Consider the following 25,409-nt stretch of genomic DNA (forward strand, 5'->3'; position numbering starts at 1 on the left):
CTCCCTGCTGGACGTGCGCAGCGTCGCGGGTCAGGTGTTCGTGCTGCAGCTGGCCCTGGCGGTCCTGCTGGTCGTCGCGGCCGTACTCGCGCTGGTCTTCCAGGCACAGGACGCGACGGTGCGGGAGGCGCGGCAGCGCTCCATCGTGGGGGCGGAGACCTTCGCGCACGCCCCGGGCACCCTCACCGCCATGAAGTCCGCGCACCCCACCGCGCTGCTCCAGCCCCAGGCGGAGTCCGCCCGCAAACACTCCGGGCTCGGCCTGAACACCGTGACCCCGGTCGTCGACACCGGCCACCACGTCGTCGGCCGGGTTTCCGCCGGCATCCGCCCGGCGAAGGCCGACGAGCGGATCGCCGGCCAGCTGCCGCTGCTGCTCGGCTCGGCCGCCGGGGCGCTGCTGCTGGCCGTGGCCGGCACGGCGCTGGTCAACCGCCGGCTGCGGCGGCAGACGCACGGCCTGGACCCGGCGGCGATGTACCGGATGTACGACCACCACCACGCGGTGCTGCACGCCGTCCGCGAGGGGGTGCTGATCGTGAGCAGTGACGGGCGGTTGCTCCTGGCCAACGACGAGGCCCGACGGCTGCTCGAACTGCCCGCGGACGCGGAGGAGAACCGGCGCCCGATCGCCGACCTGGGTCTGGAGCCCCGGCTGAGCGCGCTGCTGACGTCCGGGCGGGAGGCCACCGACGAGGTCCATCTGTCCGGCGACCGGCTGCTGGCGGTGAACGTCCGGCCCACCGCCCCCTACGGCGGCCCGGCGGGGAGCGCGGTGACCCTGCGGGACACCACCGAGCTGCGGGCGCTCACGGGCCGGGCGGCGGTCGCCCAGGAGCGGCTGCGGCTGATTCACGACGCGGGACTGCGGATCGGCACCACGCTGGACGTGGGGCGGACCGCGGCGGAGCTGGCCGATGTCGCGGTTCCCCGGTTCGCCGACGTGGTCACCGTCGAGCTGCTGGAGCCGGTGCTGCGGGGCGACGAGCCGGAGTCCGGGACGACCGCCGACCTGCGGCGGATGGCGGTCCGGGGGGTCCCCCAGGAGTCGGCCATCTATCAGGTCGGCGACGTGATCAGATTCGTGCCCGGCACCCCGATGGCGGCGAGCCTGGAGAGCCGCCGCCCGGTCCTCGTGGACGATCTGCGCAGGTCGGACACGTGGCGGCGACAGGATCTAGAGGGCACCCAGCGGGTGCTGGACGCCCGGATCCGCTCGCTGATCGCGGTACCGCTCCAGGCGCGCGGCGTGGTGCTGGGGCTGGCCAACTTCTGGCGGTCGGACCACGCCGACGACTTCGAGGAGGAGGACCTCTCCTTCGCCGAGGAGCTGACCGCCCGCGCCGCGATCTCCATCGACAACGCCCGCCGCTACACCCGCGAGCACACCACGGCGGTCACCCTGCAGCGCAGCCTGCTGCCGCAGACCCTGCCCGAGCAGTCGGCCCTGGAGGTGGCGCACCGCTATCTGCCGGCCCAGGCCGGGGTCGGCGGCGACTGGTTCGACGTGATCCCGCTGCCCGGCGCCCGGGTCGCGCTGGTCGTCGGCGATGTCGTCGGACACGGTCTGCACGCCGCCGCCACCATGGGCCGGCTGCGTACCGCGGTGCACAACTTCTCCGCCCTGGACCTGCCGCCCGACGAGTTGCTGAGCCATCTGGACGAGTTGGTCAGCCACATCGACACGGACGAGGCGCGGGCCGCCTCCAGGGAGGCCGGCGGCCGGGGCGAAGGCGTCGAGGAGACGGTCCGGCCGGGCACCGGCAGCGACACCGACCGGGCCCGCCCGGACGCCGGGCGTACCGGCATCACCGGCGCGACCTGCCTGTACGCCATCTACGAGCCGGTCGCGGGCCGGGTGACCCTGGCCAGGGCGGGCCACCCGGGGCCGGCCGTGGTCCACCCCGACGGGGCCGTCACGTTCCCCGAGGTCCCGGTCTCCCCTCCCCTGGGCCTGGGCGGCAGCGTCCCGGTGGAAACCGCTGAGCTCACCCTGCCCCAGGGCTCCCGGCTCGTGCTGTACACGAACGGCCTCGTCGAGGACCGCGACCGCGATATCGGGACCGGCCTGGACCAGCTGCGCACGGTGCTGGCCACCGGGGCGGACCGCACCCCCGAGCAGACCTGCGCGGCGGTCCTCGACGCGATGCTGTCCGAGCATCCCAGCGACGACATCGCCCTGCTGGTGGCCCGCACCCACCTGCTGGGCCCCTCCCGGGTCGCCGAGTGGGAGGTCTCCTCGGACCCGGCGGCGGTCGCCCCCGTCCGGGCCGCCTGCCTGCGGACGCTGGAGTCCTGGGGCCTGGAGGCGCTGGAGTTCACCACCGAACTGATCCTCAGCGAGCTGATCACCAACGCCATCCGTTACGGCGCCCAGCCCATCCGTGTCCGCCTCCTCCACGACCGCGCCCTGATCTGCGAGGTCTCCGACGGCACCAGCGCCTCCCCGCACCTGCGCCGGGCCGCCACCACCGACGAGGGCGGCCGCGGACTGTTCCTCGTCGCCCAGTTCGCCCAGCGCTGGGGCACCCGCTACACGCCCGGCGGCAAGGTCATCTGGACCGAGCAGTCCCTCGACGAGGGCCGGCCGGGACGGGGCCCGGACGCGGCCGACGACGTCCTTGACCAGTGGGACGACGTGCCGGCGCTCTGAGACCGCAGAGCCTCTGGGCATATGCCTCCGGCGTGTGTTTGACCGTCCGGAACCCCCTGCCTAGGCTCGAATTGGCGACTCCTCAAGAGCGCACCGCTCACGGAGTCTGCCTGATGTCAGTGAGCAGGTCGGAGCCCTGCGAAGCCGCCCCACCGATGTGCCGGGGCCGCACGCGTTGCCGGCGCCCGGTGATGCGGCCAGGAGCTCCCCATCGATACGCCGAGCAATCGGCAACGCACCAGCCCCGAAAGGGGACGACCATGCGCACGAAGACCAGGACCCGTCGCACAGTCGCAGCACTGTGCGCGGTGCCCTTCCTCCTCCTGGCCGGCGCCGGCACCGCGAGTGCCGTTTCCGACACCGCACCCACCCACTCCTGGAGCTGCGACTCCTGGAGCTGGGACTCGGACTGCTACGGCGGCCACGGCGGCCACGGCGGCCACGGCTACGGGTTCGGTGACGGCGGATACGGATTCGGCGGCGGCTACGGCTTCGGCGGATTCGGCGGCGGCCACGGCGGCGGCGGATACGGCGACGGCGGTCACGGATTCGGCGGCGGCTACGGCGGCGGCGGATACGGCGGCGGAGGCTACGGCGGCGGAGGCGGATACGGCGGCGGAGGCCGCGGCTGAATCTCCTCGCCACGCCACGACAACCATCAACGGAACTCAACCAGAGGGGACCCACCCGTGCGGGCGGGTCCCCTTGCGCGGCCGGGCACCTGCCACCGCCACACCGCAGCCGAGCGGTCTCCGCTGCCCGGGGGCCCGTGCACTCCCGCCCCGTCTTCCCCGGCCGCCACGGTTGCCGCGGAACTCCTCCCCGGCCGGCCGCCGATCACGCAGACTCGGCACAGCGTGTTCAGCACTCGCCGGCCCACGACAGGAGCTCCCCGGATGACCGAGACCCGTCAGAACCCCGCCACCGCACAGACGCTGTACCGCGCGGTGGCCTTCGTCCGTGACGGCCGCTGGCACCTCGAGGTCACCAGCCTCGACAGCGAGCCCGACACCGGCGACACCGAAGCGCTGCTGGTGACCCTCCGGCCGGTCGACGGCACACCCGAGGAAAACGGCTTCCCCGCCGACGCGCTCCGCGAGCAGCTGCGCGAGAACGGCTTCGCACCGGCCGACCCCGCAGGGGGCGACGCCGGCTGGACCCCCGACGGCGACGACCGTTACACGGCCCGCTGCCGGCCGACGGACGAGCCCGCCTGAGCCGTCGTCCGGCCCCTCACGTTTCCGGTCCTTTGGAGCGGTCAGCCCGCGCCGATCGGGCGGACCGGCCCTAGGCTCGATGAAGGGGCCGACGACGCTCACGGGAGGCTCCGATGGTGTTGGTGCCCGACGCGCGTGATGTGGCTCCACGGCTGGTCACGGGCGCGTTCATCCTCAATTCCGGGCTGGAGATGCTGCGCGCGGACGAGGCGACCGTCGAGACCGTGCACGGCATGGCGGCCACGGCGTACCCGTTCCTGCGGCAGCTGTCCGCCGAGCGGTTCACTCGGCTGGTGGCGTGCTCGGAGGTCGCGGTCGGCGGTGTGCTGCTGGCCCCGTTCGTGCCGACCCGGTTGGCCGGGCTGGCGCTGACCGGCTTCTCCGGCGGTCTGGTCGGCCTGTACCTGCGGCTTCCGGGGATGCGCCGGCCCGGCAGTCTGCGACCGACCCCGGAGGGCATGGCGCTGGCCAAGGACGCCTGGATGCTGGGCATCGGGCTGGGTTTCCTGACCGCGCCGTGCCGGCGACGGGCCGCGGCGTCCCGCTCCAGGCGGGCGGCCGCGCGCCGGCACCACGGCCGTTGCCACTGCCCCTGCCACTTCCACTGAGGGCGGCGCCCGGCGGCGTCTCGGGTGTACCCCTGTGCGCCCGGGTGCGCTCGGCCGCCGTCAGCTCGTCCGGCGACGCCGCAGGCTCCGTACGGCAGCGGCACAGCCCGCGCCGGCGGCGCCCGCGAGCAGCAGCACCAGCAGGCCCGTCCGGTCCGGCTGCTGGAAGGCCAGGTCCGAGCGCTGGTGGAGCACGAACCCGTCGTAGAACATCCAGGACACCAGGGCCACCACGGGCATGAGCAGCGGCCTGGCCAGCGCGGACACGAGCAGCGTCAGCAGGGCGAAGCCGGCGAGGGCAACGGCGAGGGTGACGGCGGTGTGGGAGGGGTGGGTGGCGTGGCCGGTGCGGCCGGTCAGCAGCAGGCCGGTGGCCAGCAGGGCGGCGGCGCCGGCGCCGAGCGGTACGGCCAGGTCGCGGGCCAGGGTGCGGCCGGGCGTCGCCGTCCGGCGCACGGTGCGCGGCCGGGGCAGCGCCCGCGAGCGCGGGGTGCCGGGCCGCGGGGCGCGGGGGATGTGCGGGCGGTGGAAGGGCAGCGGGGGATGGAAGACGGCCATGGGAAGCACCTCCTGCCGTGGGGCCTGACGGCTCGGCCCCTACGGTCAGGCTGCGCGTCCCGGACCGGGGCGGGAGCGTTCCGGCGGTGTCCTTGACGCCGTCCGTACGGAGCGGCGGCGCACACTGACGCGCTCTTGACGCCGCCGTGACCGGCCTTGACGCATTCTTAACGCGGAGTGTCGCGCCAGGTGCGGGGTGGACCGTGGCCGGACGTCCGCAGTGATGCATACTCGCTGCTCGTTGCTCGAACCGACGACCGACGAACGGCAGGACACACCGGCATGACCACCCCCACGCAGGCGGACCCCGCGCCTGCCGCGCTCCCTTCCCAACGATGGCGCGGCTGGCTGCTGGACGGACTGAGCAGTCAGTCCGCCCGCCACCCCGGCCCGCACGGCACTCCGCCGGCCGAGCACAAGGGGCACACGTGGTGGCGCGTCATGTGCCTCACGGGTGTCGACTACTTCTCGACGCTGGGCTACCAGCCGGGCATCGCCGCGCTGGCCGCCGGACTGCTCTCGCCGTTCGCCACGCTCGTCCTGATCGCGCTGACCCTGCTCGGTGCCCTGCCCGTCTACCGCAGGGTGGCCAAGGAGAGCCCGAACGGCGAGGGTTCGATCGCCATGCTGGAGCGGCTGCTGCCCTGGTGGGCGGGGAAGCTGCTGGTCCTGGTGCTGCTGGGGTTCGCGGCCACCGACTTCGTGATCACCATGACGCTGTCGGCCGCCGACGCCTCGGCGCACGTGGTGGAGAATCCCTTCGCCCCGGCCGCGCTGCACGGCGCGAACCTGTGGATCACCTTGCTGCTGCTGGCCGCCCTCGGCGCGGTCTTCCTCAAGGGCTTCCGTGAGGCGATCGGCATCGCCGTCGGCCTCGTCGGGGTCTATCTGGTGCTCAACGTCGTGGTGCTGGCCACCTCGGCCTGGCAGGTGCTCGCGCACCCGGTCGTGGTGGGCGACTGGTGGGGGGCGATGACCGCCGCGCACTCCTCGCCGCTGGCGATCGTCGGGGTGGCGCTGCTGGTCTTCCCCAAGCTGGCCCTGGGCATGTCCGGCTTCGAGACCGGTGTCGCGGTGATGCCGCAGGTGCGGGGCGAGGCGACCGACACGGACGCCGCGCCGGCCGGCCGGATCCGCGGCACGCGGCGGCTGCTGACCACCGCGGCCCTGATCATGAGCTGCTTCCTGCTGCTGTCGAGCCTGGCCACCACCCTGCTGATCCCGCAGAAGGAGTTCGAGACGGGCGGCTCGGCCAACGGCCGCGCGCTGGCCTATCTGGCGCACCAGCACCTGGGCGAGGCGTTCGGCACCGTCTACGACATCTCCACCATCGCGATCCTCTGGTTCGCCGGTGCCTCGGCGATGGCCGGCCTGCTGAACCTCGTACCGCGGTACCTGCCGCGCTACGGCATGGCACCGGAGTGGACCAGGGCGGTGCGCCCGCTGGTGCTGATCTTCCTGGCCATCGCGTTCGGTATCACCCTCTTCTTCAACGCCAGCGTCGACGAGCAGAGCGGTGCGTACGCGACCGGCGTGCTGGTGCTGATGCTCTCGGCGTCCTTCGCCTCCACCGTGGCCGCCCGCCACCGGCGCCACCGCGCGGCCGCCGTCGGCTTCGGCGCGATCACCCTGGTCTTCGGCTACACCCTGGTCGCCAACGTCATCGAGCGGCCGGACGGCCTGAAGATCGCGCTGCTGTTCATCCTCGGCATGCTGCTGACCTCGTTCGCCTCCCGCGTCCACCGCGCCTTCGAACTGCGCGCCGTGCAGGTCGAGTTCGACGAGACCGCCGGGCGGCTGATCGACGCCGCGATCACGGCCGGGCCGCTGCGGGTGATCGCCAACGAACCCGACGAGCGGGACGCGGCGGAGTACCAGGAGAAGGAGTACAGCCAGCGCGAGGAGACCCATATACCTGACGGGCGGCCGGTGCTCTTCCTGGAGGTGACGGTCACGGACTCCTCGGACTTCACCACGAACCTGCACGTCCGGGGCGAGGAGCGGTACGGGGCGCAGATCCTTCAGGTGGAGGGCGCCGGCGTGGCCAACACCATCGCCGCGGTGCTGATGCAGCTGCGCGAGCGGACCGGCCAGGTCCCGCACGCGTACTTCAACTGGACCGAGGGCCACCCGCTCAGCCATCTGCTGCGCTTCCTGGTGTTCGGCGACGGTGAGGTCGCGCCGGTCACCCGGGAGGTGCTGCGGCGCGCCGAGCCGGACCCGGCCCGCCGGCCTCGGGTGCACGTCGGCTGACGTCCGGGGCGTCGAGCGGCCCCGGGCCCCGGCTACGGGCGGTGGGCCGCAGCCCCGCCCTCCCTACCTCTCCACCAGACCCGCCCACCCCCCGAAGGGGGGTGGGCGGTGGGGAAAAAAAATACGTACACGTCGCGGCGGCCTCAGTTCCGGCGGCCGGCCGCCTTCGCGCGGGTGTGTGACCAGCCGGCCAGCAGGACTCCGACGGCGACCAGCGCCGCGTGGGCGGCCAGGACGGGCCCGAATCCCCCGCCCAGCCAGCCGAGCAGCCCGGTGTTGTCGTGGTCGAAGAGCAGCCGGATCGCCCCCTGGGCGAAGACCACCGTCATGGCCGCACCGACGATCTGCAGGACGTCGTACTTCATGGTCACCGAAGTCCTCTCGAAGATTTCCGTTTGCCCCCTCAGGACGTTACGAACGTATCATTGAGTGAGAGGCGAAAGTCCCTTTAATTGGCAGGGGAATTCGCTTTACGTCACACAATTTAAGGGGCCGCGGAAAGAAATGGTGCGTGACGAAAAGGGGGCGGCGACCGGGCCTGTGTGCCGGATGTGCCGTACGGCCCTCAGCCCGGCGGGACGCGGCCGGCCCGCGCTGTACTGCTCGCGCAGCTGCCAGGCCAAGGCGTACCGGCGGCGCAGACAGGCCCCTCCGCCGCCGCCCGAACGGCCGGCGGCGGGCGGTACGCAGGCCCCTCGGCGCCGGCAGATCGCCGAGGCGCTCTGGCGGATCGCCGCCGAGCGGGGGCTGCACGAGGCGAGCCTGCGGGAGGTGGCCGCCGAGGCCGGGGTGTCGCTGCGGGCGGTGCAGTACCACTTCGAGAGCAAGCACCAGCTACTGGTGGACGCGCTGCACCTGCTCCACGACGACAACGAGCGGATCGCCCGCTCCCGTATCGACCACGACCCCGCCGACCCGCGCGCCCTGCTGCGCGCCGTACTCGAGGAGTTCCTGCCCGTCGACGCCCAACGTGCCACCGCACTGCGGGTGTTCGCGGCCTACTACGCCCGCAGCCTGACCGACCCCGCGCTCGCCGCGGTCTTCCTGGCCGCCGAGCAGCCCCTGGAGCGGCTGGTGGCGGATCTGATCGAGGCGGCGCAGGCGACGGGGCACACGGCTCCCGGTCTCGACGCCTGGCGGGAGGCCGACCTGCTGGTCTCCGGGGCGGTGGGGCTGGGCGGTGACGTCCTGCACGGGCGCCGCACGCTGGCGGACGTACGGCGCACCCTCGACTACCACCTCGACAAGATCTTCGCCGGTAACCCGGCGCGCTCGGCGCGGGTCCCCGGCGAAGGGGCAAGCGGGCGCGGTCAGCGGGTGGCGGGCTCCGGATAGAACTCGCGCGCACCGCCAGCGGCCCCCTTCGTCCGCGTAACGCTCGCATGACAGCCCTTCGAACCGAGCACATCGTTACGGCCCTACCGCCCGGTAAGCGCCAAGGTATCGGCTATACCCAGTAAGCCAGTTGATGCGTGAAATAGGACAGATAGTGCACATCTCTCGCCCGTGACGGCTCGGCGGTCCGACGCCTTCGACTCGAAGGGGAACTGGAGCTTCGTACCTATGGACCATCTGTTAATCTGCCCGCTCCTGGATGTTCCTCCATCTCTCCGCCCCCAAAGCACCCCTCCATCGCCGGGTGCAGCGAGGTGTCGCGTACGTGTACAGCACTCCCTTCTCTCCTGCAGAGGCCAGATCCGCGCGGGCCCGGGTGGGCCTGACCACGGCTCAGGTCGCCCAGTCCATGACGGCGTGCGGCGAGCCGGTACGTCCCGAGCTCATCGACGCCTGGGAGTACGGCTCCCAGGCGCCGACCGAGGGGCAGCTCTTCGTGCTGGCCGACGTCCTGTGGTGCCCGCCGACCACGCTGATGGGCATCGAGCCCCGCACCCTGGCCGAGCACCGCATGGCCCGGCAGCTGAGCGTGGAGCGGCTGTCCCAGCTCATCGGGATGGACCCGGCCGGGTACCGGGCGGCGGAGTCCGCGCGGCAGTGGAGCGGTGACTACCGCCAGACCAAGGCGTTGGTGGAGGCGCTGGGGCTGTCGCTGCGCAAACTCATCGGGGTGATGGGGCGGGACGAGGAACTCTCGGGGCACCTGCGGTCGGCGATCGAGGGGCGCTGGAAGGCGCATGTCGCACCGGTCATCGAGATCACCACGCTGAACAAGACGCGGGTGAGCGACGCGCTGCGCACCATGCACGCCGAGTTCGCGGAGTTCTCCGAGCGCTACATGGGACATCTGGTGGCGCGTAACGCCGACTCCCGGCTCAAGGAGATCGCGGCCGAGCGCTCGGCGTATCTGCGCCGGCTGGTCGACCACTTCTGGGAGCTGATCGGCGAGGCGGGCGAGGCCCCGCCGTTCAACACGGTGACCACCCACTGACCCCGGGGCGGGCCGGCGAGGGCCCGCCCCCGGGTGCGGAGCCGACGCCGCTCAGTGTGTCGGCAGACCCCAGTGCGGTCCCTGCTGGCCCGGCTGGCCCGGCTGGCCGTACGGCGCCTGGGGCGGCTGGGGAGACTGCGGTCCGTGCGGTCCCTGGGGGGCGTACGGGCCGTACGGGTCGGCCGGCTGGTACCCGCCCTGTGGCTCGTAGCCGCCGGCCGGCTCCTGCACCGCCGTCAGGTGCGGTGCGTCCGCGTCCGCGTCGTCGTCCTCGATCTCGTCCCAGTCGATCTCGATCGCCGAGCGGCGGGTGAAGACGTTGAAGAGCAGGTTGAGCAGGATCGCGGTCAGACCGCCCAGCGTGATCCCGCTGTTGAGGACCGCGCGGACGTCCTCCGGCATCCGGTCGAAGAACGGCGCGACCGCGGTGGGCAGCATCGCGGCACCGAGGCTGACGGCGAGGATGAGCGCATTGCGCTCCTCGCGCAGATCGACCTTGCCGAGAATCTGGATGCCGACCGTGGCGACCATGCCGAACATGGAAATCGCCGCACCACCGAGCACCGGATGCGGAATTGCGGCGACCAGGCTGCCCGCCTTCGGCAGCAGACCCAGGACGATCATGAAGCCGCCGGCCGCGACCACCACGAAGCGGCTCATCACCTTGGACATCCGCACCAGGCCGATGTTTTCGGCAAAGGCCACGTAGGGGAAGGAATTGAAAATTCCGCCGAGCACGGTCGCCACACCGTCGGCGCGCAGCGCCCGGGCCACCGTGTCGTTGTCGACCCGCTTGCGCGTGATCTCCCCGATGGCATAGACGTCGCCGGTGGTCTCCACCATCGTGATCAGCATGACGACGAGCATCGCGATGATGGGGAACACCTCGAACTTCGGCATTCCGTAGTGGAAGGGCGTGCTGACGCCGAACCAGTCGGCCTTCTGCACCGCGCTGAAATCCACATCGCCGAGGAGCCAGGCGACCCCGGTGCCGCCGATAAGGCCGAGCAGAACCGCGAGACTGCTCAGGTACGGCTTGCCGATACGGACCACGGCGAGAATGAACAGCAGGGTTCCCAGGGCATATCCGAGGTTCTTGAGGTCACCGTATTCGGGCTTGCCCATCAACTGCGCACCGCCGGCCGCGTCCTGCAGTGCCTGCGGTATCAGCGTGAGGCCGATGATGGTGAGGATCGTGCCGATGACGACCGGCGGGAAGTACTTCACCAGCTTGCTGAAGAACGGGGCGAACAGGAAGGTCGCGATGCCCGCGGTGATCACCGCGCCGTAGACCACGAGGAGCCCGGCGGTGCCGCCGCCGGCGCCCTGGCCGATGGCGATCATCGGGGAGACCGCGGTAAAGGTGACGCCCTGGACCAGCGGCATCCTCGCGCCGATCCGCCATACCCCGAGGGCCTGGATGATCGAGGCGATTCCGCAGGTCAGCAGGTCCGCGTTGATCAGATAGACAAGCTGTTCGTGGGAGAGCTCCAGGGCATTGCCGAGCAGGATCGGGACGATCACCGCGGCCGCGTAGAAGGCGAGGACGTGCTGGAAACCGTAGAGCGTGAGTTTGCCGACGGGGAGCACCTCGTCGACGGGGTGTGCCCGCTGGCGGGAGAACGTCTGGGGGTCTTGTCGGGGGACTCGTGCCATCTCTGCCTTGCCTTCACGAGGTAGGTGAATAAGAAGGAACCGGCACCGTCGTGTCCCGGATGACGGACGGGCCGGCGCGGTATTGCAAAGCCGACGTCTGGCGGTGTTGCCGACACCACGTAGCCCTGCGCTGCACTTTACGTCCTGGTTCGACAGGACTTCCTTCGATCAGCACAGCAAAGTCCGGCATTTGCTTGGAATTTGCAGGTGGGGCCAATCGGAGCGCTCACCTTAGTTGACCTGGGCTGTTTCTCGCGAGTAACCGGTCGTATTCACTCGCACATAGCGGGATCACACCCGAAATGCCGTTTTGCGGAGGGGTAATTGTGCCTTCGGCGGCGGGCGGTTGAAGAGGCGGGGCCCGCCCCGCCGCCGTAAAATCGCGGTATGGCTGAGCGGCCGGATGCGCCCACCGCGCCTGATCTCGTCGTCGAATCGGACGGCGGCACGCAGGTGATGAACCCCGGTCGCGTTTATCACGTCGGCCGGGACCCGGAGAGCGAGCTCGTCCTCGACGACGCCCGGGTCTCCTGGCACCACGCCGTGCTGGTCGCCCGGGCCGGCCACTGGATGGTGGAGGACGAGGGCAGTACGAACGGCACCTACACCGACGGGCGGCGCATTCAGGAGTCCGGCGTCGGACCGGGCAGCGTGATCCGGTTCGGCAACCCCGCCGACGGGCCGTCCGCGGTCCTCTCCCGGGTGCCGCCGCGACCGCCCCGTATCGACCGGCCCTCGGCCGTCTCCCACCCGGCCGGCACCCGCACCTTCCGCGCCCCCAGCTCCGTACGGCCCATCCCGGCCGCCCGCACCACCCGGATCGGCCGCGGACCGGACAACGACCTGGTCATCGACGATCTGTCGGTCTCCCGCCGGCACGCCGAGCTGCGCGCCGGCGCCGAAGGCTTCGAGATCGTCGACCTCGGCAGTCACAACGGCACCTACCTCAACGGCCAGCCGGTGGCGGACCGGGCCCCGCTGATCCCCGGCGACATCGTCGGCATCGGCCACTCCGCGTTCGCCCTCGTCGGCGACGAGCTCCAGGAGTTCATCGACAACGGCGAGGTCTCACTGGACGTGCAGGGCCTGGCGGTACGGGTCTCCGACGGCAAGAAGACGCAGAAGACGCTGCTGGACGGGGTGTCCTTCCCGGTGGGCGAGAAGTCGCTGCTGGCGGTGGTCGGACCGAGCGGCGCGGGCAAGTCGACGCTGCTCAACGCGCTGACCGGGCTGCGTCCCGCGGACGACGGCACGGTGCTCTACGACGGCCGTGACCTGTACCGCGACTACGCCGAGCTGCGGCAGCGCATCGGACTCGTACCGCAGGACGACATCCTGCACCAGCAGCTGACCGTGCGCCGGGCGCTCGGTTACGCCGCGCAACTGCGCTTCCCCGAGGACACCGCGAAGGCCGAACGGCAGGCGCGGGTCGACGAGGTGATCCACGAACTGGGCCTCGACCAGCGGGCGGACCAGCCCATCCACAGCCTCTCCGGCGGCCAGCGCAAGCGCGTCTCGGTGGCCCTGGAGCTCCTGACCAAGCCGTCGCTGCTGTTCCTCGACGAACCGACCTCCGGTCTCGACCCCGGCATGGACCGCTCCGTGATGCACATGCTGCGCGGCCTGGCGGACGACGGCCGCACGGTCATCGTCGTCACCCACAGCGTGCTCAGCCTCGACGTCTGTGACCGGCTGCTGGTCATGGCGCCGGGCGGGGCGATCGCCTACTACGGGCCGCCGGACGAGGCACTGCCGTACTTCGGGTTCACCCAGTGGCCGGAGGCGTTCGAAGCCTTCGAGAACGACACCGCCCGGCCCTGGGCGAGCGACTACCGCGCCTCACCGGAGCACCGCCGCTACATCGCGATGGACTCCCGCCAGCCGCCGAAAGCCCCGGAGCCGCCGAAGGGCCCGGTGGAAGCGCACAAGGCACAGAGCTGGAGCGGCCAGCTGAACACCCTGGTGCGGCGGTACGCGGCGGCGCTGAGTTCCGACCGGACCTTCCTGATCATCATGGTCGCGCTGCCCTTCGTGATGGGGGCGATGGCGCACGCCCTGGCCGGATCCAGCCTCACCCCGGACTCGGCGCTCAACGCCCTGCTGATCCTCTGCGTCGGCGCGGTGCTGACCGGTGCCGCCAACGCGGTGCGGGAGCTGGTGAAGGAGCGGACGATCTATCAGCGGGAGAGAGCCGTCGGCCTGTCCCGTTCGGCGTATCTGATGTCCAAGGTGCTGGTGCTGGGGGCGATCACGGTCGTCCAGGCCGTGGTGCTGACCATGGTGGGCCTGGTCGGGGTGAAGCTGAACACGCCCGGCGGCAAGGGCGTGTTGATGCCACCACTGATCGAAATCACCCTGGCCGTGGCCCTGTTGGCGTTCACCGCGATGATGCTCGGCCTCTTCGTGTCCGCGCTGGTGCGCAAGGAGGAGGTCACCATGCCGCTGCTGGTCCTCCTCGCGATCATCCAGGTCGTGTTCTGCGGTGCGCTGCTCAAGCTGAACGGCGTGCCGGGGCTGGCGCAGCTGGCCTGGCTGGTGCCGTCCCGGTGGGCGCTCGGCGCCATGGCAGGCACCATCGATCTGCACCGGCTGGTGCCGGGCGACATCACCGCGGATCCGCTCTTCCAGCACAAGCCGGCCGTCTGGCTGCTCAACATGGGCATGATGATTGTGCTCTCCCTGGTACTGGGGTTCCTGGTCACCCGCCTGCTGCGGCGGCACGAGCCCGAGATCATGCGCAAGTAGCGCCGAGGAGGCGCCCGTGACCTCTCCCGAGTTCGCCCCCAGCCATGTCGTTCCGCCGGAGGGCATGGCGACCTGGTCGGCACCGGACTCGTCGCTGCCGAGTTCGCCGCTCGATCCGCTGCTGCCCGTCCAGATCATCGACCGCCGTGGCGACTGGGCGCTGGCGCTGTGCTCCAACGGCTGGGCGGCCTGGGTCGACGGCCGGCTGCTGCTGGCCGTACCGCGGGAACCGCCGGCCGCCGGGCAGCCCGCCGCCCGGACCGCCGACCCCCGGCCGCTGCTGGGCGCCCTGGAGGGCGAACTGGCCCGCTACCGGCGGCTGGTCGAGGAGCTGGTCGCCGGGCAGCTGGACGGCGAGTCGTTCTCCGAGCGGAGCCGCGGCACCCGGATCGGCGTGGTCGTGGACGGCGACGCGCTGTGGCTCTACGACGTCCGGCACGAGCGCTGGTGCTACTGCGACGGGGTGTCGCTGCACACCTACGCGGTGGAGTCGCGGCCGTCGTCGAGGGGCTCCGGCGAGCAGCCGCCGCGGCAGCCACCGACGCCGCAGCCGGCCGAGCCCCCGCCGCGGTCGCAGGCGTACCCGCCGGGTGAGTACCGGTGAACGGCGAAGGGCACGACCGGAGCCGGGAGCGCTCCACCGCGCCCGACTCCTCCGGGCTGCGCGGCCGCCGGATCGCCGAGTACCTGCTCCAGGACGAGATCGGCCGGGGCGGCATGGCGGTGGTCTACCGGGCGGAGGACCTGCGGCTCGGGCGCACCGTGGCGGTGAAGCTGCTGGCGCCGGAACTTGCCCGCAACGACACCTTCCGCAAGCGCTTCACCCACGAGTCGCGGGTGGCCGCGGCCATCGACCATCCGCACATCGTGCCGGTCTTCGAGGCGGGCGAGACCGAGGGCATGCTCTACATCGCGATGCGGTACGTGCAGGGCCGGGACCTGGCGGCGCTGCTGGACCGTGACGGCCCGCTGCCGCTGGAGACCGCCTGCCGGATCGCCCTTCAGGTGGCCTCCGCGCTGGACGCCGCGCACGCGCACGACCTCGTGCACCGGGACGTCAAACCGGGCAACATCCTGGTCGCCGAGGGCACCGACAGCGACCGCCCCGAGCATGTCTATCTGACCGACTTCGGGCTGACGAAGAAGTCGCTGTCGCTGACCGGGTTCACCAGCGTCGGCCAGTTCGTCGGCACGCTGGACTACGTGGCGCCCGAGCAGATCTCGGGCCGCCCGGTGGACGGCCGGTGCGACGTCTACAGCCTGGCCTGTGTGCTGTTCGAGATGCTGACCGGAGGACCGCCGTTCCGGCGGGACGACGACATGGCGCTGCTGTGGGCGCACCAGTACGACCCCCCGCCGGCCGTCACCGGGCTGCGGCCCGACCTGCCGCCGGCCGTCGACGCGGTGTTCGCCCAGTCACTGGCCAAGGCGCCGGCGGACCGCTACGAAACCTGCCGCGGCTTCGTGGCGGCGGTGCGCGCGGCGGGCCGGACCCCGTCGCCCGAGCCGCCGCGGGACGGGCCGAAGAAGCATGATCTGACGCAGGTGGACGCGGGGCCGGGGAGCCGGAGCAGCTGGCGCAGCACCTCTCCCCCGCCGCCGCCGCGCTGGGCGGCTCCGGTCTTCCCGGCCCGCCGCACGGAGTAGCCGCCGCTCAGGCCGGCGGGTGCGGAGGGCGCCGGGTCTCCGGTCCGGGTACCTCGCCGCGGTGCCGTACGCCGCGGGCCAGCAGGCTGCCGAGGAAGCCGGTGACCAGTCCCCAGGCGAGGCCCACGCCCACCAGCCGGAGGAGCTGCGGTTCCACGGTGACCTCACCGCCCAGGTTGCCGCCGAGGTCACCGACGCCGATCAGGGAGAGGCCGTAGTGGGCGGCGATGCGGGTGAGCAGGCCGACGACGAGCAGGGTGAGCGCCAGCGCGACGGCCATCTCGACGGCGTGCCGCCAGGCGGGGAGCCGGGCCGGTGAGCGGACCGCGGCGAGGAAGGCGGCGGACAGCAGGACGACGGCGGCCACCGCCACCAGCAGCCAGGCCCGGCCGTCCTGTTCGGCGAGCGAGCCGACGTCGACGGTCTGCTGCCCGTGGCCGACCAGCACCTGGTCCAGGAGGTGCGGCACGGGCAGCCCGATGGCCTTGTCGACATGGCCCACCCAGGCGCCGCCGGCGCCGATGCCCAGCGCCATCCAGGCCAGGTTCGGCAGTCCGAGGAAGACCACCGCGAGGACGTCGGCCGGGTGCCCCTCCTTGAACAGCTCGACGACCGCGACGACCAGGCCGATCACCACGTAGACCAGCAGCGTCAACACCATCGCGTAGGCGGGCGGGCGTACGGAGTCCTGGAAGTGCAGCAGCCGGGGCGAGAGCGGGGCCCGGCGCGAGACGACGAAGGTCAGCACGAGCAGCGCCAGTATCCACAGCAACCCCACGCCGAGGGTGGCCGGGACATCGGCGTGGAAGCCGACGGTGGGGGTGCTGCCGAGTTCGGCGCCGATCCGGTCGGCGAGGTCGTTGCCCACCGAGATCGTGAAGTTGTGCCGGGCGGCGGGTGTGAGGAGCAGCAGGAGGAGCAGCCAGCACACCGCCGTACGGGCGATCCGGCCGAGCAGTTCGCCGGTGCCGGCCACCGCGCGGTGGCGCAGCGGCAGCAGGAAGAGGGCGGCGGTGACCAGCGCTCCGGCCAGGGTGACCGAGAGCGGTACGACGTCCAGGGAGGCGTCGGCCTGGCCGATGATCCCGGCGTCGCCGGCCAGGGTGACCGAACCGCCGGCGGCGGTCAGGACGGTGGCCGCGACCACCGAGGGAAACGCTCCGCCGGGCAGGTCGGCGGCGCCGGCCGCCCACAGGCCGAGCGCGGCGATCACGAGCATGGTGACGATGCCCGCCACGGCCGTGCCGAGGGCTTCCGCCCAGACGCGGACGACGGACGGTACGCCTCGGGCGCGTACCGGGCCGGGGGGACCGGCCGGCGCGGGGCCTCGCAGGTGGCTCACGCTGTCTCCCGGAAGGTCGGTTGCCTGGGGCCGGTCCACGAGGTGCCGATCACGGCATGTCACGCATCCCTCCCCCACCGTAAGCACGGCAGGTCCCGACCGCTTGCGGAGAGCCCCCTCTCCGGGCACACAATGATTCAGACAGGGATGAATGTGGGCATACCGCTCAGCGCGGAGGACCCACCCGCGCCGGAAGAGGGACCCGTGACATCTCCACCGCCGCCGGACAGCCACCCGACCGGGCCACCGACCGGCCCCCTCTCCGGGCCACCCGGCGCCCCCTCCGGCCGCCCCTCGCAGGGGCACGAGCCGACACAGGCGGGCAAGCCGTGGGAGCCCCAGCGCCAGCCCTCCCGCCCGGGCCCGCCCGGCGGACCCCGCGGACCCCGCGGCGGGGGCGGCGGGGGCGGTGGCGGAGCCGGCGGCGGGCAGCCCTGGTGGCGGTCCGCACCGCGGGTCGCGATCATCGCGGCCATCGTGGTCGCGGCCGTGATCGCGGCCGTCGTCCTCACCCGTCCGGGCGGTGGCGGCCAGACCGAGGTGTTCGCCGAACCGGCCGCGTCGGTCGGCCAGAACCCGGTCACCAGGTCGACGGCGAACACATCCACGGCTTCCCCGTCCCCCACTCCGGTGAAAGCCGGCAGCTCGAACGCAAAAACCGAGATCTCCGGCTCCACGGCGGGCCTGTACGGCGGCACCCAGCACAACGCGGCCTGTGACGTCGAGAAGCAGATCACGTACCTGCAGAGCGCCCCGGCGCGGAACCAGGCGTTCGCCGGTGTCCTGGGTGTCTCCCCGGGCGGGGTCCCGGCCTATCTGCGGTCGCTGACGCCCGTACAGCTCGGTTACGACACCCGGGTCACCAACCACGGCTACAAGGACGGCAAGGCGTACGAATTCCAGTCGGTGCTCCAGGCCGGCACCGCGGTCATGGTGGACCCGTACGGCGTGCCGCGGGTCCGCTGCAAGTGCGGTAATCCGCTGACGAAGCCGAAGCAGGTCCACGACATGAAGGTGGTCGGCGACAAGTGGGCCGGCTTCCAGCCGAACAAGGCCGTCGTCGTCGAACCGGCCCCGACCAAGGTCAAGGAATTCACGCTGCGCAACCCGAAGACGGGCGAGTGGTTCAAGCGGCCCGAGGGCGCCAACGGTCCGGCCGCGGACAGCCCGACCGCCCCGCCGGCCAATACGCCCAGCGGCCCGGCGTCCTCCCAGCCACCGCCCTACGGTTCGACGCCGCCCGGTGCCAGCTCCCCCGGCACCTCCGACACCACAGGTCCGGGAACCAGCAGCTCGGGTCCGTCGGGCGGCCCCAGCTCTCCCGGATCGCCGACGGGGACGGGCGAGTCGAGCACCACCGGCGGGTCCTCCACCAGTGGGCCCACCGGCTCCACCGGGGGCACCCCACCCGGGAGCGGGTCCGAGACGGGCGGCGGGTCCGAGACGGGCGGCGGCTCCACCACGGGAGGTAACTCCACCACGGGCGGTAACTCCACGACGGGCGGCGGCTCCACGGGTGGGTCCAACACCGGTGGTACGTCCACCGGCGGATCGTCCGGCAGCGGCGGCCCGGCCTCGGGCGGAGTCACACCACCGGCGACGTGACCGCCGGACCGGACCGGTAACCGTCAGGAAGGGCACCCGCCGCGGCGGGTGCCCTTCCGATATCGAACTGTGTCCTGATTATCCGGTACGCCGGACAACCTCCACAGCGGACAGACCCTCTGCATATGCGGCGGGTGCAACGGCGGGCTTTGAGGGTTTTGCCCCTCACGGAGCCCGGGCCCGCCACTGCCAGCCGTTCTGCTTTGGAGGGATCCCGTGCACGCCGCACTCCGCCGCCACCCCGCCCGGTTCGTACCCGTCCTGACCGCGGCGGCCGGTCTGCTGACCGCGTGCGGAGCGGGTGCCGGTGCGTCAAAGGCCGACACCCCGGCGGCCAAGGTGACCGTCACCCCGGCCGCGGGCAGCAAGTCGGCCAAGCTCGGCGCGCCGATATCCATACGGGCCGCCGGCGGAAAGCTCACCTCGGTCGAGGTGAAGGACGACAAGGGCGGCACGGTCGGCGGGCAGCTGGCCGGTGACGGCACCTCATGGACGTCGGACGGCAAGGTCCGGCCGCAGACCACCTACACCGTGAAGACCAGGGCGAAGTCGACCGAGGGCAAGGAGTCCGCCGCCACCTCCGTGTTCACCACGGAGCAGGCCGACAAGGTCAACAAGCTCACCAACACCCCGGGCGGCGGGCAGCACGTCGGCACCGGGATGCCGGTCTCGATCCTCTTCGACAACCCGGTGGCCAAGGACCGGCGCGCCGAGATCGAGAAGGCGCTGAAGGTCACCTCCCAGCCGAAGGTCGAGGGCGCCTGGGGCTGGGTCAAGGACTGGTCCGGCAAGGACCGGATCGACTGGCGTCCCAAGGACTACTGGCCGGCCGGCACCAAGGTCTCCGTGAAGGGCGCGCTGTCCGGCGTCAACTCCGGTGCGCAGGGCGGCTGGTTCGCCCGGGACTACAACTTCGGCTTCAGCGTCGGCGCCGACCACAAGGCCGTCATAGACGTCCCCTCGCACACCCTGACCATGTACGAGAACGGCAAGAACGTCGGCAGCATCAGCGGCTCCGCGGGCTCCCCGCAGGACCCGACCCGCGGCGGGGTGCACACCGTCCGCAGCAAGAACGCGGCGGAGACGATGGACTCCGCCACCATCGGCCACGGCTCCGAGTGGATGCTGGACTCCAAGTGGGTCACCCACCTCACCGCGTCCGGGACGTTCCTGCACTCCGCCCCGTGGAACAAGTCGATCGGCGTGGTCAACAACAGCCACGGCTGCTTCGGCATGACCACCGCGGACGCCAAGAAGGTCTACGACTTCCTCACCGTCGGCTCGACGGTCGAGGTGAAGGGCACCAGCAACCCCAACAAGACCGACGTCGGCAACGGCCTGGAGGTCTGGCAGGAGTCCTGGTCGCAGTGGCAGCAGCGCAGCGCGCTCAAGTAGGCAGCCGCACGACGCCGCTCACCTGCGGTGGCGCCGCGGGCTCCGTTCGCGGGTGAGCAGCAGATAGCCGGTGGCGAGCACGGCGACCGCCTGGGCGACGAGGGTGAGCTGCTTGTCGCCGGTCAGGAACGGTTCGTACATGTCGGGCAGCGGCCCCAGCGGGCCGACGTCGACGTAGGTGTAGAGCAGCAGCAACGCGAGTCCGCCGGCCGCCACCAGGCACGCGAAGGCGTCGGCGGCCGGCCGGCGCACGACGAGCACCAGCAGGGCGGCGAGGGCCGCCAGCGCGGCCTCGACGCGGAAGAGCAAGCCCTGGCCGATCGTCGCGGTGATCGCGTCGTACCGGCCGGCGAGCCGGGCGTGGACGTAGGCGTCCAGTGCCAGGCCGGCCGCCGCCAGCAGCCGGGCGGCACCTTCCGCCGGCGACCCGGTCCCGCTCCTCATGGGCGGACGGTGAGCAGTGCCTTCATGTACGGGTGGATGCTGCAGAAGTACGGGTAGGCGCCGGGCCTGGCGGGAGCGGTGAAGGTGGCCCTGGCGCCCGGCTTGATGCTGCCGGTGGCGAACGCCTTGCCGCCGGTGGCGGTCACGTTGTGCGTCACGGAGTCCTGGTTGACCACGGTGACCGAGGCGCCGGGCCGTACGACCAGGGCGGCGGGCTTGAAGGCGTAGTCCTTGACGGTGATCCGCCCGGCCGCGGGCGGGGTGGCGCTGGGGCTGGACGCGCCGGGGCTGCCCGCGGGCGAGGGGGCGCGGGACGTGGCGGGAGCGGTGCCGCCCCCGCCGCCCGAACAGCCACCGGTGGCCGTGGCGAAGAGGGCGACCGTGGCCACGGCGAGCGCCGTCCTGACGAAGTTCCTCATGGTGCGTCGCTCTCCTTCGTTCCGGCCCCGTGGCCGGCCTCCTGACCTCACTAGAGCGCAGACGCCGCCGCCCGGCCATCGGGGCGGCGGCGTTCGGCGTAGCGGGGGCGGCGGTGGCCGGTCAGCGGACCTCGTGCGCCGTGCGGCGGTAGGTCGAGCGGCGGTCCTCGATGTCGGCCCAGCGGTCGCCGTAGATGTTCTCGGTGATGGCCGGCTCGCGCACGAAGTCGTGCGGGAAGCCCAGCTCCACCGCGCTCGCCCGGTCGAGCCGGGCCAGCGCGTCGGCGTCCAGCTCGACGTCGACGGCGGCGAGGTTGTCGGCGAGCTGGCTCTCCTTCGTCGCGCCGATGATCGGGACGATGTTGCCGGGCCGGCTGCGCAGCCAGGCCAGCGCCACCTGCGCCGGGCTCCAGCCGCCCTGCTCGGCGACCTCCAGCACCGCGGTGACGGTCTCCTCCTCGTTCCGGCTCCGCGCGCCGGCCGGGGTGACGAGGTCCAGCCGGCCGGTCCCGCCCCGCCGGTACTTGCCGGTGAGCCTCCCGGCCGCGAGCGGCGCCCAGGCCAGCACGGCCAGGTCGAAGGCGCGGGCCTGCGGCAGCAGCTCCCGCTCCGGCGTCCGCTCCAGCAGGTTGTAGCGCAGCTGCGAGCCGGCGAACGCGGTCCAGCCGCGCAGCTCGGCGAGGGTGTTGGCCTGCGCGATCTCCCAGGCCGGCCAGTCGGAGACGCCCACGTACTGGACCTTGCCCGTGCGCACCACGTCATCGAGCGCCCGCATCACCTCTTCGACGGGGGTGAAGTTGTCCCGGGCGTGCACCCACAGCACGTCGAGGTGGTCGGTGCGCAGCCGCGCCAGGCTCTCCTCCACCGAACGGACCAGGTTCTTGCGGTGGTTGCCCGCCGCGTTCACCTCGCCCTTGTGGGTGGCGCAGGTGTACTTGCTGGCCAGTACGAAGCTGTCCCTGCGCCCTTCGAGCAGTTCGCCCAGGGTCCGCTCGGCGGTGCCTTCGGTGTAGTTGTTGGCGGTGTCGAGGAAGTTGCCGCCGGCGTCCGCGTAGGCGTCCAGAATCCGGCCGCTGGTCTCCTTGGCGGTGCCCCACCCCCACTCCTCGCCGAAGGTCATGGTCCCCAGGCTCAGCTCGCTCACCCGCAGGCCGGTCTTGCCGAACAGTGTGTAGCGCACGGTTTTTCCCTTCGCTCGTCGGTGCCTGCCACGCTAGGAGTTGGAGCGCGCTCCAGCGCAAACGTAACGGCGGTACCGGTCCCGCGCCTTCGGTCAGGTGCGGGGCCGGTACCGCCGTCGTGGTGCGGCGCCGGGCGTGCCGGGCGGTTCAGCCGGTGATGATCGCCGGGTCGCTGACGCCCGGCCGGCCGGTCTCGACGTGGCCGGCGAACCGGCGCAGGAAGGTCTTGTCGGTGTCGGAGGTGACCGACAGGTCGTACCAGCGCTTGCTGGCGCGCAGGTCGAAGGCGTGCTTGACGGTGGCGCCCGCGCGGACCGCGAAGGTCTCGTGCGCCCCGCCGTACGCCTGGGTGACGGTGAGGTGGCAGTCGGTGCCGGTGGGGTTGGTCAGGGTCAGCTCGACGCGGCCGGCGGTCGCGTCGTGACGGGCCGTCACCTCGGGGCCGGTCTTCTTGCCGTCGCCCTTGAAGGTGCGCAGGAAGCCGTTCGGGCCGAAGACCGTCAGGTCGTAGACGCCCTTGGAGTAGGCGGTGTTCCAGGTGTCGGAGAGCGTCTTGCCGGCCCCGGTGGTGTACGTCCAGGGGCCGTCGGTGCGGTTGCCCGCGGTGACGGTGAAGCAGGCGCCGGCCTTGGCCCCGGCACTGAAGGTGAGCGTGAAGCGGCCGGTGGAGGCGGTCCCCGCACCGTCGACCAGCGGCGCGTACGGCAGCGGGCGGGACGGACGGGAGCCCCGCTCCTGCTTGGGCAGCACGGGGTTGGCGGGCGGCTTGGGCACGTAGCTGTCGTGCCGGTCCTTGTCCGGCGGCTGGTAGCCGTCGGTGTCCGGGAGCGCGACCGGCTTGGTGTTCTCCAGGCCGAAGTCGAAAGCGGAGGTCAGATCGCCGCAGATGGCGCGCCGCCAGGGCGAGATGTTCGGCTCGTGGACGCCGAAGCGGCGCTCCAGGAACCGGATGATGGAGGTGTGGTCGAAGGTCTCGGAGCAGACGTAGCCGCCGGTGCTCCAGGGCGAGACGACCAGCATCGGCACGCGCTGGCCCAGGCCGTAGGGGCCGGCGGCGTAGGTGGCGTTGCCGGGGAAGTGGTCGAGCGAGGTGTCCACGGTGGACAGGCCCTGGTCGGCGGAGGCCGGCGGGAACGGCGGGACGATGTGGTCGAAGTAGCCGTCGTTCTCGTCGTACGTGATGAACAGGGCGGTCTTGCTCCACACCTCGGGGTTGGCGGTGAGCGCGTCCAGGACCTGGGAGACGTACCAGGCACCGTAGTTGGCCGGCCAGTTGGGGTGCTCGGAGAAGGCTTCGGGCGCCGCGATCCAGGAGACCTGCGGCAGCTTGCCGGCCTTCACATCGGCCTTGAGCCGGTCGAAGTAGCCGTCGCCCTGCTTGGCGTTGGTGCCGGTGCGGGCCTTGTCGAAGAGCGGGTCGCCGGGCTTGGCGTTGCGGTACTGGTTGAAGAAGAGCAGCGAGTTGTCGCCGTAGTTGCCGCGGTAGGCGTCGTCGATCCAGCCCCACTTGCCGTTCGCGTCCAGGCCGTCGCCGATGTCCTGGTAGATCTTCCAGGACACCCCGGCCTTCTCCAGCCGCTCCGGGTACGTCGTCCAGCTGTAGCCCGCCTCCTCGTTGCCGAGGACCGGGCCGCCGCCCGAGCCGTCGTTGCCGACGTGGCCCGAGAACATGTAGTAGCGGTTGGGGTCGGTGGCGCCGATGATCGAACAGTGGTAGGCGTCACAGATGGTGAAGGCGTCCGCGAGCGCGTAGTGGAACGGGATGTCCTTGCGGGTCAGATAGGCCATCGTCCCGGTGCCCTTGGCCGGGATCCAGTTGTCGTAGTTGCCGTTGTTCCACGCCTTGTGGCCGCCTCCCCAGTCGTGGTTGAGGCCCTCGATGAACTGCATGCCGAGGTCGTCCGCGTCGGGGTGGTAGGGGAGCACGTCCTTGCCGCCGTCGGGCTGGTGCCAGACGGACTTGCCGCTCTCCAGGATGACCGGGCGTGGGTCACCGAAGCCGCGCACGCCCTTCAGCGAGCCGAAGTAGTGGTCGAAGGAACGGTTCTCCTGCATCAGCACGACGACGTGCTCGACGTCGTTGAGGGAGCCGGAGGTCCGCTTGGCGGGGATGGCCGCGGCGCGGGCGATGCTGCTGGACAGCGCCGAGACGCCCGCGGTGGCGCCGGCGATCTGGAGGAAACGCCGCCGGTTGAGTTCAGGCATGAGTGTGGGAACCTCTTCGGATGTGGGGAATTCGCGGTAGGGGACGGACTGCGCGCTCGTGTGAGGGGACAACGGTCAGCAGAGTGTTCCAAGAGGAACGAGTGCCAGGGAAGGGGGGGTGTCACACGGATGACTCATCGCGGTACGCATGACGAACTCCCTGGTGGGGAGCGTTGTACGGCACTCCGGCCAGAACATTTCGGGCAACCGGCGCGTGCCGGGTCAAGACGGCGGCCGGGACGCGGGAGAGCCCGGCGCAGGCGATCACGGGGCGGGTGCTCACGGGGCGGGTGCCCCTTCGTCCCCGTCCGTCGGCGGGCACGGCGAAAGGGCGGGTGTCCGCCCGGCCGTTACCGACCGGGGCGGACACCCGCCCTGAGAGTGCGCGTTATTGGTGGTGCGTCAGGCGCAGGCCACCACCGGTGAGGCCGTCGCGGCCGGTCCGGCCGCGGCGACCTCGGGCACCGGCTCGACGAGCGGCTCGACCGGGAGGACCGGCGGCACCGCCGGCTGGCCCTTGGCGTCGGGCACGCTGCGCAGCGGCGTGGGGGCGGTCAGCGGGACCTTACGGGTCGCCTCGACCCGGCGGGTGAACCAGATGACCTTGCCGTCAGGGGTGCCGCAGGTGCCCCAACTGTCACTCAGCGCCGCCACCCTGGAGAGTCCGCCGCCGCCGGCGCTGGACAGCTTCGGCAGCCGCGGGCCCCCGTCGGCGACGGACGCCGTGAGGTGGCGGCCGGACCAGCGGAGTTCGACGACACAGGGGGCGTCCGGGCCGATATGGCGATGGACGTTGGTCAGGAGTTCCGCCACTCCCCGGCACACGGGCTCGATATGGAGCTCAAGGCTCCAATATCGCAGGTGCGCGGCCAGGATCCGCTGGATCTGCGGCACGCGCTCCGCCGAAGCGTGCAGTTCGACCGTGTAGTGCCGGTCGCTGGGAAGTGTCATGTCGTGGCTCCTCACCGCGAGGCTCACGCCCTTCACCTCGTTGGACCAACGAACCCCGAACACGAAGAGTGAGCATTTATCACGTATGGGTCATTTGTCATGGTGACCCGGCGGCGGGGGTTCCGCAACCGATCGTGAGCTGCC

The 25,409-nt window shown here is 71.8% G+C and carries 21 protein-coding genes; 12 read left to right on the forward strand and 9 right to left on the reverse strand.

What is annotated here, in order from left to right:
• The first annotated feature begins 4 nt into the window (after positions 1-4).
• The 4 genes from OO62_RS29610 (at position 5) to OO62_RS29625 (ending at position 4,478) form a co-directional block, all read left to right on the forward strand.
• The gene (locus OO62_RS29610) at positions 5-2,653 is read left to right on the forward strand and encodes a SpoIIE family protein phosphatase/ATP-binding protein (protein WP_033270738.1); all 2,649 of its coding nucleotides are present in this window, start codon (positions 5-7) and stop codon (positions 2,651-2,653) included.
• Between the two features lie 260 nt (positions 2,654-2,913).
• Entirely contained in the window at positions 2,914-3,285 is a 372-nt protein-coding gene (locus OO62_RS40245) for a hypothetical protein (protein WP_164993235.1), read from the forward strand.
• Positions 3,286-3,549: 264 nt separating this feature from the next.
• The gene (locus OO62_RS29620; RefSeq protein ID WP_033270707.1) at positions 3,550-3,870 is read left to right on the forward strand and encodes a hypothetical protein; all 321 of its coding nucleotides are present in this window, start codon (positions 3,550-3,552) and stop codon (positions 3,868-3,870) included.
• Positions 3,871-3,983: 113 nt separating this feature from the next.
• A complete protein-coding gene (locus OO62_RS29625) occupies positions 3,984-4,478 on the forward strand; it encodes a hypothetical protein (protein WP_033270708.1) in 495 nt (164 codons plus the stop codon).
• Between the two features lie 60 nt (positions 4,479-4,538).
• Here the strand turns inward: OO62_RS29625 and OO62_RS29630 are convergent, their stop codons facing one another.
• Positions 4,539-5,036 carry a hypothetical protein gene (locus OO62_RS29630; protein ID WP_228332563.1) on the reverse strand — a complete coding sequence of 166 codons (498 nt, stop codon included), beginning with the start codon at positions 5,034-5,036 and terminating at the stop codon, positions 4,539-4,541.
• Positions 5,037-5,318: 282 nt separating this feature from the next.
• Between OO62_RS29630 and OO62_RS29635 the strand changes: the two genes are divergently transcribed.
• Positions 5,319-7,289, forward strand: a complete 1,971-nt coding sequence (locus OO62_RS29635) for a hypothetical protein (protein WP_051733718.1) — start codon at positions 5,319-5,321, stop codon at positions 7,287-7,289.
• 143 nt (positions 7,290-7,432) lie between these two features.
• On the opposite strand, the gene OO62_RS29640 is transcribed toward OO62_RS29635, so the two are convergent.
• Entirely contained in the window at positions 7,433-7,654 is a 222-nt protein-coding gene (locus OO62_RS29640) for a hypothetical protein (RefSeq protein ID WP_033270709.1), read from the reverse strand.
• A 139-nt stretch (positions 7,655-7,793) separates the two neighbouring features.
• Between OO62_RS29640 and OO62_RS29645 the strand changes: the two genes are divergently transcribed.
• Positions 7,794-8,624, forward strand: a complete 831-nt coding sequence (locus tag OO62_RS29645; protein ID WP_228332562.1) for a TetR/AcrR family transcriptional regulator — start codon at positions 7,794-7,796, stop codon at positions 8,622-8,624.
• Positions 8,625-8,949: 325 nt separating this feature from the next.
• Entirely contained in the window at positions 8,950-9,675 is a 726-nt protein-coding gene (locus tag OO62_RS29650; RefSeq protein ID WP_077193831.1) for a transcriptional regulator, read from the forward strand.
• Positions 9,676-9,726: 51 nt separating this feature from the next.
• On the opposite strand, the gene OO62_RS29655 is transcribed toward OO62_RS29650, so the two are convergent.
• Positions 9,727-11,331, reverse strand: a complete 1,605-nt coding sequence (locus OO62_RS29655) for a nucleobase:cation symporter-2 family protein (protein WP_033270710.1) — start codon at positions 11,329-11,331, stop codon at positions 9,727-9,729.
• A gap of 387 nt (positions 11,332-11,718) precedes the next feature.
• Between OO62_RS29655 and OO62_RS29660 the strand changes: the two genes are divergently transcribed.
• From OO62_RS29660 to OO62_RS29670, 3 genes are read left to right on the forward strand one after another with little or no spacing between them, the layout of a single operon-like run.
• A complete protein-coding gene (locus tag OO62_RS29660; RefSeq protein ID WP_033270711.1) occupies positions 11,719-14,076 on the forward strand; it encodes an ABC transporter ATP-binding protein/permease in 2,358 nt (785 codons plus the stop codon).
• A 16-nt stretch (positions 14,077-14,092) separates the two neighbouring features.
• A complete protein-coding gene (locus OO62_RS29665; protein WP_033270712.1) occupies positions 14,093-14,680 on the forward strand; it encodes a hypothetical protein in 588 nt (195 codons plus the stop codon).
• Positions 14,677-15,723 carry a serine/threonine-protein kinase gene (locus tag OO62_RS29670; RefSeq protein WP_033270713.1) on the forward strand — a complete coding sequence of 349 codons (1,047 nt, stop codon included), beginning with the start codon at positions 14,677-14,679 and terminating at the stop codon, positions 15,721-15,723. The genes OO62_RS29665 and OO62_RS29670 overlap by 4 nt, the downstream gene beginning before the upstream one ends.
• Positions 15,724-15,730: 7 nt before the next feature.
• On the opposite strand, the gene OO62_RS29675 is transcribed toward OO62_RS29670, so the two are convergent.
• On the reverse strand, positions 15,731-17,065 hold the full coding sequence (locus tag OO62_RS29675; protein ID WP_033270714.1) for a streptophobe family protein: 1,335 nt from the start codon (positions 17,063-17,065) through the stop codon (positions 15,731-15,733).
• Between the two features lie 204 nt (positions 17,066-17,269).
• Between OO62_RS29675 and OO62_RS29680 the strand changes: the two genes are divergently transcribed.
• On the forward strand, positions 17,270-18,670 hold the full coding sequence (locus OO62_RS29680) for a DUF6777 domain-containing protein (RefSeq protein WP_206738441.1): 1,401 nt from the start codon (positions 17,270-17,272) through the stop codon (positions 18,668-18,670).
• Positions 18,671-18,886: 216 nt separating this feature from the next.
• Complete coding sequence (locus tag OO62_RS29685) at positions 18,887-20,065, forward strand: L,D-transpeptidase family protein (protein ID WP_078617424.1); 1,179 nt, start codon at positions 18,887-18,889, stop codon at positions 20,063-20,065.
• Between the two features lie 18 nt (positions 20,066-20,083).
• Here OO62_RS29685 and OO62_RS29690 read toward each other — a convergent pair whose 3' ends face one another.
• From OO62_RS29690 to OO62_RS29710, 5 genes are all read right to left on the reverse strand, one after another.
• Entirely contained in the window at positions 20,084-20,509 is a 426-nt protein-coding gene (locus OO62_RS29690) for a hypothetical protein (RefSeq protein WP_099871201.1), read from the reverse strand.
• On the reverse strand, positions 20,506-20,928 hold the full coding sequence (locus tag OO62_RS37480) for a cupredoxin domain-containing protein (RefSeq protein WP_063739070.1): 423 nt from the start codon (positions 20,926-20,928) through the stop codon (positions 20,506-20,508). The genes OO62_RS29690 and OO62_RS37480 overlap by 4 nt, the downstream gene beginning before the upstream one ends.
• 121 nt (positions 20,929-21,049) lie before the next feature.
• A complete protein-coding gene (locus OO62_RS29700) occupies positions 21,050-22,108 on the reverse strand; it encodes an aldo/keto reductase (protein ID WP_033270715.1) in 1,059 nt (352 codons plus the stop codon).
• A gap of 148 nt (positions 22,109-22,256) precedes the next feature.
• On the reverse strand, positions 22,257-24,314 hold the full coding sequence (locus OO62_RS29705; protein ID WP_033270716.1) for a phosphocholine-specific phospholipase C: 2,058 nt from the start codon (positions 24,312-24,314) through the stop codon (positions 22,257-22,259).
• Positions 24,315-24,716: 402 nt separating this feature from the next.
• Positions 24,717-25,265, reverse strand: a complete 549-nt coding sequence (locus tag OO62_RS29710) for an ATP-binding protein (RefSeq protein ID WP_033270717.1) — start codon at positions 25,263-25,265, stop codon at positions 24,717-24,719.
• Positions 25,266-25,409 lie beyond the last annotated feature (144 nt).

Source organism: Streptomyces lydicus (genome assembly GCF_000717345.1).
GTDB classification, from domain to species: domain Bacteria; phylum Actinomycetota; class Actinomycetes; order Streptomycetales; family Streptomycetaceae; genus Streptomyces; species Streptomyces lydicus.

Excerpts from the sequence above, each read along its gene's own strand:
- OO62_RS29655 (WP_033270710.1), bottom strand. The coding sequence starts at position 11,331 with ATGGCACGAGTCCCCCGACAAGACCCCCAGACGTTCTCCCGCCAGCGG.
- OO62_RS29645 (WP_228332562.1), top strand. The coding sequence starts at position 7,794 with ATGGTGCGTGACGAAAAGGGGGCGGCGACCGGGCCTGTGTGCCGGATG.
- OO62_RS40245 (WP_164993235.1), top strand. The coding sequence starts at position 2,914 with ATGCGCACGAAGACCAGGACCCGTCGCACAGTCGCAGCACTGTGCGCG.
- OO62_RS29660 (WP_033270711.1), top strand. The coding sequence starts at position 11,719 with ATGGCTGAGCGGCCGGATGCGCCCACCGCGCCTGATCTCGTCGTCGAA.
- OO62_RS29640 (WP_033270709.1), bottom strand. The coding sequence starts at position 7,654 with ATGAAGTACGACGTCCTGCAGATCGTCGGTGCGGCCATGACGGTGGTC.
- OO62_RS37480 (WP_063739070.1), bottom strand. The coding sequence starts at position 20,928 with ATGAGGAACTTCGTCAGGACGGCGCTCGCCGTGGCCACGGTCGCCCTC.
- OO62_RS29620 (WP_033270707.1), top strand. The coding sequence starts at position 3,550 with ATGACCGAGACCCGTCAGAACCCCGCCACCGCACAGACGCTGTACCGC.
- OO62_RS29625 (WP_033270708.1), top strand. The coding sequence starts at position 3,984 with ATGGTGTTGGTGCCCGACGCGCGTGATGTGGCTCCACGGCTGGTCACG.
- OO62_RS29710 (WP_033270717.1), bottom strand. The coding sequence starts at position 25,265 with ATGACACTTCCCAGCGACCGGCACTACACGGTCGAACTGCACGCTTCG.
- OO62_RS29690 (WP_099871201.1), bottom strand. The coding sequence starts at position 20,509 with ATGAGGAGCGGGACCGGGTCGCCGGCGGAAGGTGCCGCCCGGCTGCTG.
- OO62_RS29705 (WP_033270716.1), bottom strand. The coding sequence starts at position 24,314 with ATGCCTGAACTCAACCGGCGGCGTTTCCTCCAGATCGCCGGCGCCACC.
- OO62_RS29630 (WP_228332563.1), bottom strand. The coding sequence starts at position 5,036 with ATGGCCGTCTTCCATCCCCCGCTGCCCTTCCACCGCCCGCACATCCCC.
- OO62_RS29635 (WP_051733718.1), top strand. The coding sequence starts at position 5,319 with ATGACCACCCCCACGCAGGCGGACCCCGCGCCTGCCGCGCTCCCTTCC.